Source organism: Nonomuraea sp. NPDC049646 (assembly GCF_044465525.1).
GTDB lineage: Bacteria > Actinomycetota > Actinomycetes > Streptosporangiales > Streptosporangiaceae > Nonomuraea.
This window is the reverse complement of the sequence record NZ_JBITLU010000018.1, coordinates 138740-152345: the sequence shown is the minus strand read 5'-3', so window position 1 is coordinate 152345 and position 13606 is coordinate 138740. Positions and strand designations below refer to the sequence as shown.

At 74.8% G+C, this 13606-nt stretch carries 14 protein-coding genes; 4 read left to right on the top strand and 10 right to left on the bottom strand.

Annotation, left to right across the window (positions count from 1 at the left end; translation table 11 throughout):
- Positions 1-158 precede the first annotated feature (158 nt).
- The 9 genes from ACIBQ8_RS40750 to ACIBQ8_RS40710 are packed head-to-tail and all read right to left on the bottom strand — an operon-like array spanning position 159 to position 9639.
- A complete protein-coding gene (locus ACIBQ8_RS40750; RefSeq protein ID WP_397177371.1) occupies positions 159-1121 on the bottom strand; it encodes a UDP-glucuronic acid decarboxylase family protein in 963 nt (320 codons plus the stop codon).
- On the bottom strand, positions 1118-1990 hold the full coding sequence (locus tag ACIBQ8_RS40745) for a glycosyltransferase family 9 protein (RefSeq protein WP_397177373.1): 873 nt from the start codon (positions 1988-1990) through the stop codon (positions 1118-1120). Before ACIBQ8_RS40745 ends, ACIBQ8_RS40750 begins: the two co-directional genes overlap by 4 nt.
- On the bottom strand, positions 1981-2655 hold the full coding sequence (locus tag ACIBQ8_RS40740) for an SDR family oxidoreductase (RefSeq protein WP_397177376.1): 675 nt from the start codon (positions 2653-2655) through the stop codon (positions 1981-1983). Before ACIBQ8_RS40740 ends, ACIBQ8_RS40745 begins: the two co-directional genes overlap by 10 nt.
- The gene (locus ACIBQ8_RS40735) at positions 2652-3995 is read right to left on the bottom strand and encodes a PfkB family carbohydrate kinase (protein WP_397194710.1); all 1344 of its coding nucleotides are present in this window, start codon (positions 3993-3995) and stop codon (positions 2652-2654) included. The genes ACIBQ8_RS40740 and ACIBQ8_RS40735 overlap by 4 nt, the downstream gene beginning before the upstream one ends.
- Entirely contained in the window at positions 3995-4543 is a 549-nt protein-coding gene (locus ACIBQ8_RS40730) for an SIS domain-containing protein (RefSeq protein ID WP_387680190.1), read from the bottom strand. The genes ACIBQ8_RS40735 and ACIBQ8_RS40730 overlap by 1 nt, the downstream gene beginning before the upstream one ends.
- 2 nt (positions 4544-4545) lie before the next feature.
- A complete protein-coding gene (locus tag ACIBQ8_RS40725) occupies positions 4546-5736 on the bottom strand; it encodes a glycosyltransferase (RefSeq protein ID WP_397177380.1) in 1191 nt (396 codons plus the stop codon).
- Positions 5733-6965: a glycosyltransferase family 9 protein gene (locus ACIBQ8_RS40720; protein ID WP_397194709.1), complete on the bottom strand. Its 1233-nt coding sequence runs from the start codon at positions 6963-6965 to the stop codon at positions 5733-5735. Before ACIBQ8_RS40720 ends, ACIBQ8_RS40725 begins: the two co-directional genes overlap by 4 nt.
- Positions 6962-8011, bottom strand: coding sequence for a glycosyltransferase family 2 protein (locus ACIBQ8_RS40715; protein WP_397194708.1), 1050 nt, complete (start codon positions 8009-8011; stop codon positions 6962-6964). The genes ACIBQ8_RS40720 and ACIBQ8_RS40715 overlap by 4 nt, the downstream gene beginning before the upstream one ends.
- A complete protein-coding gene (locus ACIBQ8_RS40710; protein ID WP_397177386.1) occupies positions 8008-9639 on the bottom strand; it encodes a carbamoyltransferase in 1632 nt (543 codons plus the stop codon). The genes ACIBQ8_RS40715 and ACIBQ8_RS40710 overlap by 4 nt, the downstream gene beginning before the upstream one ends.
- A gap of 172 nt (positions 9640-9811) precedes the next feature.
- Between ACIBQ8_RS40710 and ACIBQ8_RS40705 the strand changes: the two genes are divergently transcribed.
- The 3 genes from ACIBQ8_RS40705 (at position 9812) to ACIBQ8_RS40695 (ending at position 11778) form a co-directional block, all read left to right on the top strand.
- Entirely contained in the window at positions 9812-10405 is a 594-nt protein-coding gene (locus tag ACIBQ8_RS40705) for a D-glycero-alpha-D-manno-heptose-1,7-bisphosphate 7-phosphatase (RefSeq protein ID WP_397177387.1), read from the top strand.
- Positions 10402-11322: a glycosyltransferase gene (locus ACIBQ8_RS40700; protein ID WP_397194707.1), complete on the top strand. Its 921-nt coding sequence runs from the start codon at positions 10402-10404 to the stop codon at positions 11320-11322. The genes ACIBQ8_RS40705 and ACIBQ8_RS40700 overlap by 4 nt, the downstream gene beginning before the upstream one ends.
- 171 nt (positions 11323-11493) lie before the next feature.
- On the top strand, positions 11494-11778 hold the full coding sequence (locus ACIBQ8_RS40695) for a WhiB family transcriptional regulator (protein ID WP_397177567.1): 285 nt from the start codon (positions 11494-11496) through the stop codon (positions 11776-11778).
- On the opposite strand, the gene ACIBQ8_RS40690 is transcribed toward ACIBQ8_RS40695, so the two are convergent.
- Positions 11714-12178, bottom strand: coding sequence for a peptide deformylase (locus ACIBQ8_RS40690; RefSeq protein ID WP_397177390.1), 465 nt, complete (start codon positions 12176-12178; stop codon positions 11714-11716). The genes ACIBQ8_RS40695 and ACIBQ8_RS40690 overlap by 65 nt on opposite strands.
- 248 nt (positions 12179-12426) lie before the next feature.
- Here ACIBQ8_RS40690 and ACIBQ8_RS40685 point away from each other — a divergent pair, with 248 nt between their 5' ends.
- Positions 12427-13575 (top strand): uroporphyrinogen-III synthase, encoded by a 1149-nt coding sequence (locus ACIBQ8_RS40685; protein WP_397177392.1) that lies wholly within the window; start codon positions 12427-12429, stop codon positions 13573-13575.
- The last annotated feature ends 31 nt before the right edge of the window (positions 13576-13606 follow it).

Below are 13606 nucleotides of genomic sequence, written 5' to 3'. Positions count from 1 at the left end.
CGACCGTCACCCCCCCCCCGCCGGGGGGGGCCCCGGGCCCCCCCCCCCCGGGGGGGGGGGCCCCGGGGCCCCCCCGGGGGGTTGGGGGGGGGGGGGGGGGGGCGCCCCCCCCCCCCCCCCCACCTCCCGTGGAGTCGCCGATCCCTCGGCGTTCTCCGTCACACACGCAGCTCCTCGAACCTGTCGTTCGCGGCGAGCTCCGCGGTGAACCACTCGATCGTGCGCCGCAGCCCCTCCTTGGCGGGCACCTCCGCCCGCCAGCCCAGCCGCTCGGCGGCCAGGGTGGTGTCGGGCCTGCGCACCTTCGGATCGTCGGCGGGCCGGTCGATGAACTCGATCTCCGAGGCCGAACCGGTCAGGTCGCGGATGAGGGTGGCCAGCTCCAGCATGGTCAGCTCGTCCGGGTTGCCGATGTTGACCGGGCCGGTGAAGTCGCTGCGGGCCATCGCCAGGATGCCCGAGACGGTGTCGTCCACGTAGCAGATCGACCTGGTCTGGGAGCCGTCGCCGGTGATGGTGAGCGGCTCGCCCTTCAGCGACTGCCGGATGAACGTCGGGATCGCCCGGCCGTCGAACGGGCGCATCCGCGGGCCGTAGGTGTTGAAGATGCGCACGATGCCGGTGTCGGTGCCGCGCGAGTGGCGGTAGGCGGTGGTCAGCGACTCGGCGAAGCGCTTGGCCTCGTCGTACACGCTGCGCGGGCCGACCGGGTTGACGTTCCCCCAGTACGTCTCCTTCTGCGGGTGCTCCAGCGGGTCGCCGTACACCTCGCTGGTGGACGCCAGGACGAACCGGGCGCCCTTCTCCCTGGCCAGCCCGAGCGCGTGCAGGGTGCCCACGCTGCCCACCCGCAACGTCTCGATCGGGTAGCGCAGGTAGTCGGCCGGCGAGGCGGCCGAGGCGAAGTGCAGCACCAGGTCCACCCGGCCCGGGACGTGCACGTACCCGGTCAGGTCGCTCTCGATGAGCCGGAAGGCGGGATTGTCCAGCAGGTGCTCGACGTTGCGCGGGCCGCCGGTCAGGAAACTGTCCATGCAGATGACCTCGGAGCCCTCCTCCAGCAGACGTTCGCACAGGTAGGAACCGAGGAAGCCGGCTCCGCCGGTGACCAGAGCCCTCATGACGTGACCTCCAGAGCTGCGTCGACCACTTCCGACACCTCGATCCTGAGCAGGCCGGGATCGGGGCGCAGGCCGTGCGGGTCGCCCTTGCGACCGGCCCACAGGGCCACGTGCCGCCATCCGGGCGGCGGCCCCCACTCCGACGGCGGCACGGGGCCGAACAGCACCACCGACGGCACGCAGAACGCCGTCGCCAGGTGCGCGACCCCGGTGTCGCCGCAGACCACCAGCCGGGCCCGGCTGACCAGGTCGATCAGGTCGGCCAGACGGGTGCGGCCGGCCAGCATGCGCTCCGGCGGCAGCCCGGCCAGCTCGGCGACCTTCGTGGCGATCGGCACCTCGTCGGCGTTGCCGGTGACGACCACGTCGTCCAGCGCCGCCGCGACCTCGGCGAACCGCTCGGGCGGCCAGCGCCGCGCCGGGTAGGCGGCCCCCGGATGCACGATCACCGGGCCCGTCCGGTCGGAGATGCCGAGCGTCAGGTCCTCCGGGTCGGCGGGGATGCCGTGCCACTCCAGCAGGCCGCACCAGCGCCGCACCTCGTGCACGCCGTCCTGCCACGGCGGGCCGACGCCGAAGCTGATCAGCCGGCCCGGGTCGGTGGCGCGCAGCGCCTCGATGCTCTGCGGCCCCTTGCCGTGCAGGTTGACCGCGATGTCGGGCCGCCGGAACGGCACCGGGCCCGGCCCGGACACGTCCACCTGGGCGTCCACCGCGCCGATCAGCGGCAGCAGGGCCTCCAGGGACTTGGGCGCGGCCAGCGTGATCCGGTGCCCGGGAAAGGACTGGCGCAGCGCCCGCAGCGCGGGGACGGCCGTGAGCAGGTCGCCCAGGCCGAGCCCGCGCAACGCGAGCAGTTCTAGGGCCATGACGTCTCCGTGGAGGGGCAGACGACCAGCTCTCTGACCTCGCACCCGGCCGGCTGCCGGAGCGCGAACACGACGGTCTGGGCGACGTCGGCCGGGTCGTTCAGCCCCGCCTCCGGGCCCGGCTTGTACTGCTCGGGACGTCCGTCGAAGAAGCTCGTCCGCATGCCGCCCGGGATCAGCAGGGTCACCCCCACCTCGCCGCGCAGCTCGACCGCCAGCCCCCTGGTGAAGCCGACGACGCCGAACTTGGACGCCGAGTACGCCGAGGCGTCGCTCAGCGGGCGCAGCCCGAGCGTCGAGGCGCAGGTCACCACCTTGCCGCGGGTCCGCTTCAGGTACGGCAGCGCCGCCCGGACGACGGCGGCCGTGCCGAGCAGGTTGACCTGGATCACCCGCTCCCAGTCGTCGGCGGGCACGTCCTCCAGGCGCCCGCAGGCGTCGATGCCGGCCGCGGTCACCACGCCGTCCAGGCCGCCGGCCCGCTCGGCCAGCTCGCGTACGGCCCGCTCGGCCTGCCCGCGGTCGGCCAGGTCGGCCGTGACGTGGTCGAAGCGCTGGTCCGGCTCGCGCACGTCGACGACGAGCGCCCGCCAGCCCTCCTTCTCGACCGCTTCGGCGGTGGCCAGGCCGAGACCGGAGGCGCCACCGGTGATCAAAATATTCACTGGATCTCCCTGATCAGATTGCTGGTCGAACGTCCCGGCAGCGTGCTGAGCGCGACGAACTCGGCGCCGAGCCGCTTCAGGACCTCTGACTCGGGCAGGACTTCCCCCTCGTAGTCCCCGCCCTTCACCCACACGTCGGGCCGCAGCAGCTCGATGGACTCGGCCGGGGTGTCCTCCTCGAACACCAGGACCGCGTCCACGCAGCTCAGCGCCCGCAGCACCTCGACCCGGTCACGCGCGTCGACGACGGGCCTGGACGGGCCCTTCAGCCTGCGCACCGAGTCGTCGGAGTTGACGCAGACGACGAGAGCGTCGCCCAGCGCCCTGGCCCGCCGCAGGAGGCTCACGTGCCCCGCGTGCAACAGGTCGAAACAGCCGCCGGTGGCGATCAGCCGGCCGCCCCGCGCGCGGGTGAGCCTGGCCACCTCCAGCGCGGTGCGCGGCCGGTCGCCTAGCCGCTGCTCCTGGGTCCTGACGGTGGCGGCCCCGCCGCGCTCGACGAAGCGCGAGGCCTCGCCGACGCCGATGGTGACCGCCTCCTCGACGTCCGCGCCGTCCCGCAGCGCGAGCGCCGCGGCGCCGGCGAGCCGGTCGCCCGCGCCGCACGCGTCCTGCCCGGCGGCCGTCACCGGCGGCGGCACCCGCGTCAGCGGGCCGCCCTGGACGGCCAGCGTGGCGCCGTTGCCGCCGGTGGTGACCGCCACGGCTGCGGCGCGCAGCTCCCGCACCAGGCGGCGGGCCGCCTGGTCGGGGCCGCGGTAGCCGTCCGGGCACAGCATCCTGGCCTCCGCCTCGCTCGGCGTCAGCAGCGTGCAGCCCGGCATGGGCGGCCCGCCCCGGGGATGCGGGTCCCACACGACCGGTACGCGGGTCTCGCGCAGCGGCTCCCGGGCCAGGCCGGCCACGCCCCTGCCGTAGTCGGAGACCAGCACGGCGCCGGCGCGGGCCAGCACCGCCGTGATCTCCTCGGGGATCTCGCCGGGCGGGTCGGACGGGGCCACGCCGTCGCCGCTGTCGAGCCTGAGCATGGTCTGGCCCCTCGACCTGACCCTGGTCTTGCGCACGGTCCCGCCGTTCAGCGGCAGGCGTACCAGCTCGACCTCCTCCGACAGCAGCGCGCACAGGCGGTGACCGTCGGGGTCGTCGCCGATCGCGGTGATCAGCACCACCTCCGCGCCGTCCCGCGCGGCCAGCAGCGCGGCCAGCCCGGCCCCGCCGGGACGGGCGTGCTCGGCCGCGATGTCGACCACCGGGACCGGCGCGTCCGGGCACAGCCGCTCGCTGTCGCCCTCGACGTCCACGTCGAGCAGCGTGTCGCCGATGACGACGAGGGGGCCCATCAGACGGCCTCCTCGACGGCGTCGCAGAGCAGGTGGATCATGGCGAGATGCACCTCCTGGACGGTGGCCGTCTCCTGCGCGGGCACGGCCACCGCCTCGTCGCACAGGTCGGCCAGCGGGTTCGGCGCGGGCCCGGTCAGCGCCCAGGCGACGACGCCGACCTCCTGCGCCGCCCGGGCCGCGGCCAGCACGTTCGGGCTGCCGCCGCTGGTCGACAGGCACATCAGCACGTCACCGGGACGGCCGTGCGCGCGCACCTGGCGGGCGTAGACCTCCTCGTGGCCGAAGTCGTTGGCGATCGCGGTCATCGAGGAGCTGTCGCCGTGCAGCGGGATCGCCGCGTACGGCGGCCGGTCGGCCCGGAACCGGCCCACCAGCTCGGCCGTCAGGTGCTGGGCCTCGGCCGCCGACCCGCCGTTGCCGCAGGCCAGCAGCCGGCCGCCGGCCGACAGCACGCCGGCCAGCTTCCCGCCCCAGGCACGGATGGTGACCGCGTGGTCGTCGACCTTCTCCAGCGTGGTCCAGAGCTTTTCCAGATGTCTGTCCATGATCAACCCCCCAGAGCGGCCAGGCGGCAGAGCTTGCCGTCGATGACCTGCGTGTACACCGCCTCGGTCTGCTCGGCGATGCGGGACCAGCCGTACCGCTCGCGGGCCCGCCGCGCCCCCGCCGCGCCCAGCGCCGCGCGCCTGCCCGGGTCGGCGAGCACGTCGCGCAGCGCCCTGGCCAGCGCCCGCGGGCGGCGCGGCGGGACCAGCACGCCGCAGCCCGCGACCGTGTCCAGGTGGCCGCCGACCGCCGAGGCCACGACGGGCACGCCGCAGGCCATCGCCTCGATCGGGACCATCCCGAACGGCTCGTACCAGGGCACGGTGACCACGACGTCGGCCGAGCGCATGAGCGCCGGCACGTGCGTGCGCGGGACGCTGCCGATCAGGTGCACCCGGTCCTGGAGCCCGTAGGCGAAGGCCAGGTCGCGCAGCCGCGCGGTCTCCTCCTCGTCGTCCGGGCCGCCGCCGGCGATCACCAGGTCGGCGTCCGGGAGCTGGCGCAGCGCGGCGATCAGGGTGTCCACGCCCTTGCGCGGCACCATCCGGCCGATGCTGAGCACCACCTTGGCGCCCGCGCGCGGCGCGACCGGCCCCTGCGGGCGGAACGCCGTCAGGTCCACCCCGCAGGGCACCACCGTGACGCGCCGCTCGGGCACGCCCATCGCGCACAGCTCGCTCACCTCGTCGCTGCAGGTGGCCAGCACCGCGTCGGCCCGCTTGCCGATCTCGCGCTCGGTCTCGATCCGGTGCGCCGGGCTGGTGTCGGCCTCGCCCTGCCAGCGCCGCTTCACGGTCCCCAGCGCGTGGAAGGTCTGCACCACCGGCACGCCCCCGGCGGCCCGCAGGGCCGCCTGGCCGCTCATCCAGAAGTGCGCGTGCGCCACGTCCGGCGGGTCGGCCGCCCAGCGCTCGGCCAGGCGTTGGGTGAACTCCGGCATGTACGGCGGCAGCTCGTCCTTCGGGACGACCGCGGCCGGGCCCGCCGTGACGTACTCGACCGTGACGCCCGGCGCCATGGTCACCGCGTCGGGCTGCGACCGCGCCGAGCGCCTGGTGTGGACGACGACCGTGTGCCCGCGCTCGGCCAGTGCGACGGCCAGGTGCGCGACGTAGACGTTCTGCCCGCCCGCGTCCACGCCACCGATCGCCGCCAGCGGATCGGCGTGTTCGGAGATGAGATCGACCTTCACTGCGTCAGCTCCCTCACTGCCTTGACCACCTGCTCACTTGTCACCAGGGACAGGCACGGGTGCCCGGCCACCGGACAGGTGCGCGCCCTGCTTCCCGAGCAGGGCGCCTGCTGGTCGCCGAGCAGCACCGTGGGCACGCCGTACGGGGCCCATCGAGCGGCGGGGACGACAGGGGCGAACAGGCTCACGACCGGCGTGCCGACCGCCGCGGCCAGGTGCGCGGGACCGGTGTTCCCGGCCACCAGCACACTGGCGCCTTCGATCACGGCGGCCAGCTCGGCGAACGTGGTCCTGCCCCCGAGGTCGACTGCCGCGTCGCAGGCCACGTAGGCGGTGAGGTCACGTTCCTTGCCGGTCACGACGACCCGGTGCCCGTCGTCCACCAGCTCCCTGACGGCCTGCCGATGCCTGTCGGCCGGCCACGTTCTGGCGGGGGCTGACGTCCCTGGATGCACCACGACGTACGAGCGTTCATCGGCAGCGCCGCCGACGCCTAGGAGATGCCCGCTTTCCCGGCCGATATCCGGCAAGGGCCGCCGAACAGCCAGTTTGCCGTCGTCGCCGGGTGGCAGATCGAACCCGGCCGCCCGCGCGAGGGCCAGCATGCGCTCGGCCTCGGGCACGTCGAGCGTCTCGTCCACGACGTGCCGGACGTCCAGGAGCGAGCCGGGGTAGTCGTTGCTGATCGCGCAGACGCGCCGCACGCCGGCCATCCGCAGCAGCAGGGCCAGCGGCAGCGCCGACTGGTGGAAGGAGGTCAGGAGCAGCGCCTCGTCCACGCCCTTGACCCGGGCGATCAGGTCGGCGACCTGGGCGTTGGACACGGCGGCGGGGGAGTGGTCGATCCACGGCGCCCGCCACTCGATCACCCGGTCCACGCCGGGCAGCAGCTCGGCGGCGGCCCGGCCGTTGGGACCGGCCAGGAAGACCAGTTCGTCGGCGAGCGTGCGCACGGCCCGGGTGGCGGGCCCGGCCAGCAGGACGTCCCCGGCGTCGTCGAGCCGCGCCACCAGGACGCGTCCCCGGCCGCCGCCGTGCTCTCCGGCCGCCCGGCAGGCCAATGCCTCCGGCGTGGCGGGGTCCGCCGTCGTGGTCTGAGCCGTGGTGTTCTGCGCTGCGGTGTTCTGCGCGGGCTTGCGGGCGCGGGCGGGCCGTCCGGCCTTCCCGCCGCACCGCGCGGCGCTCGTACGGCTGCCGCCGCAGCGAGCCGCCGGATCGCGACGTCTCATCGCCGCCACCTCCATTCCCCCCGAAGCCGGTGCACACAGGCGACCGGCGGGATCACCACGCTGGTGACGGCCATGCGCCACACCTCGCGCGGGGTACGCGGCCCTGGGGCGATGCGCCGCCAGGCGAACTCGGCGGTCATCGCCGCCCACAGGGCTCCGGCGAGCGCGGCCAGCACCGGCAACGCCCGCCACCCGCCGGCCGCGCCGCGCCTGCCGGGCCGCCGATCGAGCCGCCCGCCGGGCCGACTGCCGGGCCGTCTCACGGGCCACCGGTCCGCGCGTCCTCTTCCGGGCGGGCGGGCCGCGGTGGCGGCCAGGCCGAGGGCGGCGGCCGTGAGCGCGGCGGCGGAGGTGGCGGCGTGGCGGCGCAGCCGGCCCCCCGACCCGCCGATGGCCTGCCGCCAGCCCGGCCCGTGCAGCCGCCGCATCAGCGCGTCGTCGGCGTTGCCGCGCTGGAAGCGCACGCTCGCCCAGAACCCGTCCTGGCGCACCGGGTGCGTGGTCACGCGCTCGCCCGCGACCAGCCGGTGGCCGGCCCGCGCCACCCGCAGGGCGATGTCGGCGTCCTCCCGGTAGGCCCGGGGGAAACGTTCGTCGAACCCGCCGATCTGCTCCAGCACCGAACGCCGGTAGGCCATGTCGGCCGTCACCCACAGCGCGTCCGACAGCCCCAGCGTGTGCCGCTCGGCGTCGGTGGGCCGCCGGCCGGCCGGTCGCGGCACCTGGATCCGGCCCTGGCTGCCGCCCACGTCGTCGGGCAGGTCCACCAGGTCCTTCCAGACCGCCTCGGCCCACCCGGGCGCGGGGATCACGTCGTCGTCGAGGAACACCACCCAGGGCGTCCCGGCGGCCCGCCACCCGGCGTTGCGCGCCGCGGCCGGGCCCCGGCCGCCCGAGCGCACGACCCGCACGTGATCGGGCAGCTCCAGCGCGGCGGCGGCCTCCCGCCGGTCGTCCACCACGATCACCGGCGCCGTCCGGCCCACCGCCGCCAGCGTCTCCCGCAGCGTGGCGCGGCCGATGGTGGGGATCACGACGGTGATCACGACGCGAACACCTCCCCGCGCCGCACCAGGTACGGCCCCAGCGCCAGCACGTCCACGGGCGAGGAGCCGAAGCACTCCAGCGCGTCCCGCGGGTCGTCGACCATCGGCCGGCCCGCGGTGTTCAGGCTGGTGTTGACCACCACCGGCAGCCCCGTGCGCGCCTCGAACTCGGTCAGCACCCGCGCCATCAGCGGGTCGTCGGCCGGCGAGATCGTCTGGATGCGCGCGGTGCCGTCCACGTGCACCACCGCCGGGATGCGGTCCCGCCAGGGCTCGCGCACGTCGTGCACGAACAGCATGTACGGCGAGGGCACCGGCCCCCGCCCGAAGATCTCCGGCGCCCTGGACTCCAGGACCATGGGCGCGATCGGCCGGAACTGCTCCCGGCCCTTGACGTCGTTGAGCCGCTCGGTGTTGCGCGCGTGCCCCGGATGGGCCAGCAGCGACCGGCGGCCGAGCGCCCGCGGCCCGTACTCCGACCGGCCCTGGAACCAGGCCACGATCCGGTCGGCGGCCAGCTCGGCGGCCACCGCCGCGCCCAGGTCGGCCGGCCGCGTGTACGGCACCCGCGCCACGTCCAGCCAGGCGCCCAGCTCCTCGTCGGTGAACCCGCGGCCGAGCGCCGCGCCCGGCATGGGACCGGCCGGCTCGCCGTAGGTCTGCGCCAGGTGCAGCGCGCCGCCCAGCGCCGTGCCGGAGTCGCCGGCGGCCGGCTGGGCCCACACCTCCTCGAACGGCCCCTCGTCCAGCAGCCGGGTGTTGGCCACGCAGTTCAGCGCCACCCCGCCGGCCAGCGCGAGCCGGCGTTCGCCGGTGCGCTCGTGCAGCCAGCGGGCCAGCTCCAGCAGCACCTCCTCCAGCCGGGCCTGCACGCTGGCGGCCAGGTCGGCGTGGTCGGAGGTCCACGGCTCGCCCATGGCCAGGGCCTTGACGTAGACGTTCCAGTCGACCGGCTCGACGCGGAAGCCGCCGTCGCCGGTCGTGTAGATGATCTCGCGCAGCGACTCCAGATGGCGCGGCCGGCCGTAGGAGGCCATGGCCATGACCTTGTACTCGTCGCTGGAGCGCAGGAAGCCCAGGTGCTGGGTGACGTCCTCGTACATCAGGCCGAGCGAGTGCGGCAGCTCCTGGGCGGCCAGCACCTCAAGCTCGCCGTCGCGGTAGCGGCCGGCCAGGTGCGAGACGTTCTCGCCGCGCCCGTCGCACACCAGCACCGCGCAGTCGCGCCAGGGGGAGGCCAGGCCGGCCGAGGCGGCGTGCGCCACGTGGTGCGGCACGTACGAGACCTGCCCGGCGTCCAGGCCCGGCAGCGCGGTCGCCAGGAAGGCGGGCGCCCTGACGGCGTACTTCGTGCGCAGGTCCTCCCAGTCGCCCTCCGGCCGCTGGACGACCAGCGCCGGGTCGTAGGAGTAGGCCACGGCGTCCAGGTCCTCGGGGGACAGGCCCGCCTCGCGCAGGCACCAGGCGGCGGCCTGCTCGGGCAGCTCCCACGCCGAGAACGCCAGCGGCCGTTTGCCGTGCTTGCGGCGGCTGAAGCGCTCCTCCTCCGCCGCGGCCACGATCTTCCCGTCGACGACCAGCGCCGCGGCCGGGTCGTGGAAGATCGCGTTGATGCCGAGAAACTTCATCGTTTCCTCCCCCGCAGATGTCGAGAACCGCTACCGAGAGAAGCGGCTCTCAAACCTTGGGCTACCTCGCGAGATGCGAAAACGGGCGTAACCGCCTGGGATTGGTCACTCTGTGTAGTTGTTTGCCGGGTGGCGGCCCGGGTAGCTGCCGGACCGGCGACGGAGGTGAGAGGTGTTCGAAAAGCGACGTCCCGGGGCCGTCCTCTTCGACCGGGACGGAACCTTGATCAAAGACGTGCCGTACAACGGCGACCCGCGCCTCGTCGAGCCCATGCCGGGAGCGATCGAGGCGCTCGGCAGGCTCCGCCGGGCCGACGTGCCCGTCGCGGTGGTCACCAACCAGTCCGGCGTGGCCAAGGGCCTGCTCTCGCCGGACGAGATGGACCAGGTCAACGCCAGGGTGGAGGAACTGCTCGGGCCGTTCGACGCGTGGGCCATCTGCGTGCACGACGACGCCGACGGCTGCACCTGCCGCAAACCGGCGCCGGGGCTGGTGATCCGGGCGGCCGCCGTCCTCGACGTCAGCCCGCGCGACTGCGTGGTGGTCGGCGACATCGGCCGGGACATGGAGGCGGCCAGGGCCGCGGGGGCCCGGGGCATCCTCGTGCCGACCAGGCAGACGCTGGAGGAGGAGATCGAGCAGGCGGCCGAGGTCGCCGACGATCTCACCGACGTCGTCGACCGGGTGCTCAGCGCGCCCGAGGTGCCCGTGGCGGCGGCCTCGTCCGCGCCCTGGGCCCGGGCCATGGGCTGGAGCCGCTGGTGAGGATCCTCATCTGGCACGTCCACGGCTCGTGGACCAGCGCCTTCGTCAGCGGCGGCCACGACTACGTGCTGCCGCTCGTCCCCGGGCGCGGACCCGACGGCCGGGGGCGCGCCGCCACCTACGACTGGCCGGACAACGTCCGCGAGGTGGCCTACGACCGGCTCCGCGACGAGCCGATCGACGTCGTCGTCTACCAGCGGCCGCACGAGATCGACCTGGCCCGCGAGTGGCTCGGCCGCGCGGTGCCCGGCGTGTACGTCGAGCACAACACCCCGGCCGGCGACGTCCCGCGCACCAGGCATCCGCTGTCCGGCCAGAGCGACGTCACGATCGTCCACGTGACCCACTTCAACGAGCTGTTCTGGGACAACGGCAGGGCACCCACCCGGGTGATCGAGCACGGCGTCCCCGACCCCGGCCACCTGTACACCGGCGAGCTGGCCAGGGCCGGCGTCGTGGTCAACGAGCCGGTACGCCGTACCAGGGTCGCCGGCACCGACCTGCTGCCGCGCTTCGCCGAGCGCGTCCCGCTGGACGTGTTCGGCATGAAGGTGGACGGCCTGCCGTACGGCACCTACGAGGACCTGCCGCAGCACGTCATGCACGCCGCCCTGGCCCGCAGACGCGCCTACCTGCACCCCTACCGCTGGACGTCGCTGGGCCTGGCCCTCATCGAGGCCATGACCCTCGGCCTGCCCGTCGTGGCGCTGGCCACGACCGAGGCCGTCGAGGCGGTGCCGCAGGAGGCCGGGGTGCTCTCCACCAGGGTGGACGTGCTGGCCGACGCCCTGCACGCCTTCGTCGCCGACCCCGAGCGGGCCGCCCAGGCCGGCAAGGCCGCGCGGGCCGCCGCCCTGGCCCGCTACGGCCTGCCCAGGTTCCTGCGGGACTGGGACCGGCTGCTGGCCGAGATCTGAGCCGAGATCTGAGCTGGGATCTGAGCCGAGATCTGAGCCGAGATCTGAGCTGGGATCCGAGCCGAGATCTGAGCTGGGATCCGAGCCGAGATCTGAGCTGGGAACCGAGCTGGGAACTCGGCCGGGATCTGCCAGGTATGACGCCGGAAGGCATGGGTAGGCGCGATGGGCATGATGATGCTCAACTGGTCACGCAGGGCAGCCTGCCTGGAACTGGACCCCGAACTGTTCTTCCCGATCTCGCTCGAAGGCCCCGGCCGCTCGCAGGTCGAGAAGGCCAAGACCATCTGCGGCCGGTGCCCCGTGCGCCGGCCCTGCCTGCAGTACGCCCTGGACACCCGGCAGGCGCACGGCGTGTGGGGCGGCACCGACCCCGAACAGCGGCGCGAGCTCAGCTCGCCGGCAGTGCCTCGGCAAGGAAGCGTGCCCGCTCCTCAGCTTCGAGGTGGTCGCTGAACAGCACCCCGTCGAGATGATCGGCCTCGTGTTGCAGCACCCTCGCCAGCACGCCCAGCGCCCGTAGCGTCACCGGCTTGCCGAACATGTCCCGGCCGCGCGCCGTGACCATGTAGGAGCGTTCCAGCGGACGCCAGAGGCCCGGCGCCGACAGGCACGCCTCGTCGGCGGTGATCCGCCGCTCCGACAGCTCCAGCCGCGGGTTGACCAGATGCCCCGACCGGCCGTCGTAGGAGTAGACGAGCACCCGCACCGGCTCGCCGATCTGCGGGGCCGACAGGCCCGCCCGGCCCGTGCCCGCCCGCAGGGTGAGCGTCAGCGACTTCACCAGGCGCCGCAGCTCCCGGTCGAAGTCCTGGACCGGCTCCGCCACCACGCGGAGCACCGGATCGTCGAACACGCGAATAGGCCGGACCGTCACCCGCAACTCCCCGAAACGCCGCGATCGTCATGCGGAACGGTTCCCGTCGCCGGATCCCCTCAACCCTGAAGGCCGTGCCTTGTAGCACAGCGGTAACAGCGGAGACCCAAGGGCGAAACCACCCGAAAGCAGGATCGGAGCGTGATCTCACTTGCGTCGCCCGCGCCTGTGATGCCCGGCCGGGCGCTCGGGGCCCGGCCGGGCCCCGCCTGCCCGGAGGTGCCGGCATGACCGTCCTTTCCGAAGGGGCTCCCGAGACGGCGCCCGACGCGCTGGCCGGGTTCACCGTCGGGGTGACCGCCACGCGGCGGCGGGAGGAGTTCGCCGCCCTGCTGGCGCGGCGCGGCGCCCGCGTCGTCAGCGCCCCCGCCATCCGCCTGGTGCCCCTGGCCGAGGACGCCGACCTGCTCGCCGCCACCCGGCTCACCCTCCAGGCCCCCCTGGACGACGTGGTCGTCACCACCGGCGTCGGCTTCCGCGGCTGGATGGCCGCCGCCGAGGGGTGGGGCCTGTCCGCCGACCTCGGCGACCACCTCGGCAGGGCGCGCCTGCTCACCCGCGGCCCCAAGGCCAGGGGAGCCGTACGGGCCGCCGGGCTGACCGACCACTGGACCCCCGTCACCGAGTCCTGCGACGAGGTCAAGGAGCACCTGCTCGCCCAGGACCTGCGCGGCCGGCGCATCGCGGTCCAGCAGCACGGCGAGCCGCTCACCGCCTTCGTGGCCGACCTGCGCGCGGCCGGGGCCGAGGTGATCGAGATCCCGGTCTACCGGTGGCTGCCCTGCCGCGACGGCTCGCCCCTGCGCCGCCTGATCAGCCAGACCGTCTCCGGCGCGGTGGACGCGGTGGCCTTCACCAGCGCGCCCGCCGTCCACGCCATGCTCGGCGCGGCCCGCGCCGACGGGCTGGAGGACGCGCTGCTGGCCGCGTTCGGCGGGTCCGTCGTGGCCGCCTGCGTGGGGCCCGTCACGGCCGAGCCGCTGACCTCGCGCGGCGTACGCGTCCTGCGGCCCGACCGGTCCCGGCTCGGCGCCCTGGCCCGCGCGCTGGCCAGGCACCTGCCCGAGCACGGCGTCACCCGGCTGGTCGCGGGCGGGCACCGGCTGGAGGTGCGCGGCCACGCCGTCGTCGTGGACGGCGACCTGCGTCCGCTGCCGCCCGCGCCGATGGCGGTGCTCAAACGCCTGGCCGACAAGCCGGGCCACGTGGTCTCCCGCGCCGACCTGCGCACCGTCCTGCCGGGCGCGGCCCGCGACTCGGCCGAGCACGCGGTGGAGATGGCCGTCACCCGGCTGCGCCGGGCTTTGGGACCGGCCGGCATCGTCGAGACGGTCGTCAAACGCGGCTACCGCCTCTCCTGCCCCCACACCCCATGACCCCCAACCACCCCACCGCCCGCCTGCCCCT

Bases quoted from the DNA above. Each gene is read 5' to 3' on its own strand.
- ACIBQ8_RS40750 (WP_397177371.1), bottom strand. From the start codon at position 1,121: ATGAGGGCTCTGGTCACCGGCGGAGCCGGCTTCCTCGGTTCCTACCTG.
- ACIBQ8_RS40745 (WP_397177373.1), bottom strand. From the start codon at position 1,990: ATGGCCCTAGAACTGCTCGCGTTGCGCGGGCTCGGCCTGGGCGACCTG.
- ACIBQ8_RS40735 (WP_397194710.1), bottom strand. From the start codon at position 3,995: ATGGGCCCCCTCGTCGTCATCGGCGACACGCTGCTCGACGTGGACGTC.
- ACIBQ8_RS40730 (WP_387680190.1), bottom strand. From the start codon at position 4,543: ATGGACAGACATCTGGAAAAGCTCTGGACCACGCTGGAGAAGGTCGAC.
- ACIBQ8_RS40720 (WP_397194709.1), bottom strand. From the start codon at position 6,965: ATGAGACGTCGCGATCCGGCGGCTCGCTGCGGCGGCAGCCGTACGAGC.
- ACIBQ8_RS40710 (WP_397177386.1), bottom strand. From the start codon at position 9,639: ATGAAGTTTCTCGGCATCAACGCGATCTTCCACGACCCGGCCGCGGCG.
- ACIBQ8_RS40695 (WP_397177567.1), top strand. From the start codon at position 11,494: ATGATGATGCTCAACTGGTCACGCAGGGCAGCCTGCCTGGAACTGGAC.
- ACIBQ8_RS40685 (WP_397177392.1), top strand. From the start codon at position 12,427: ATGACCGTCCTTTCCGAAGGGGCTCCCGAGACGGCGCCCGACGCGCTG.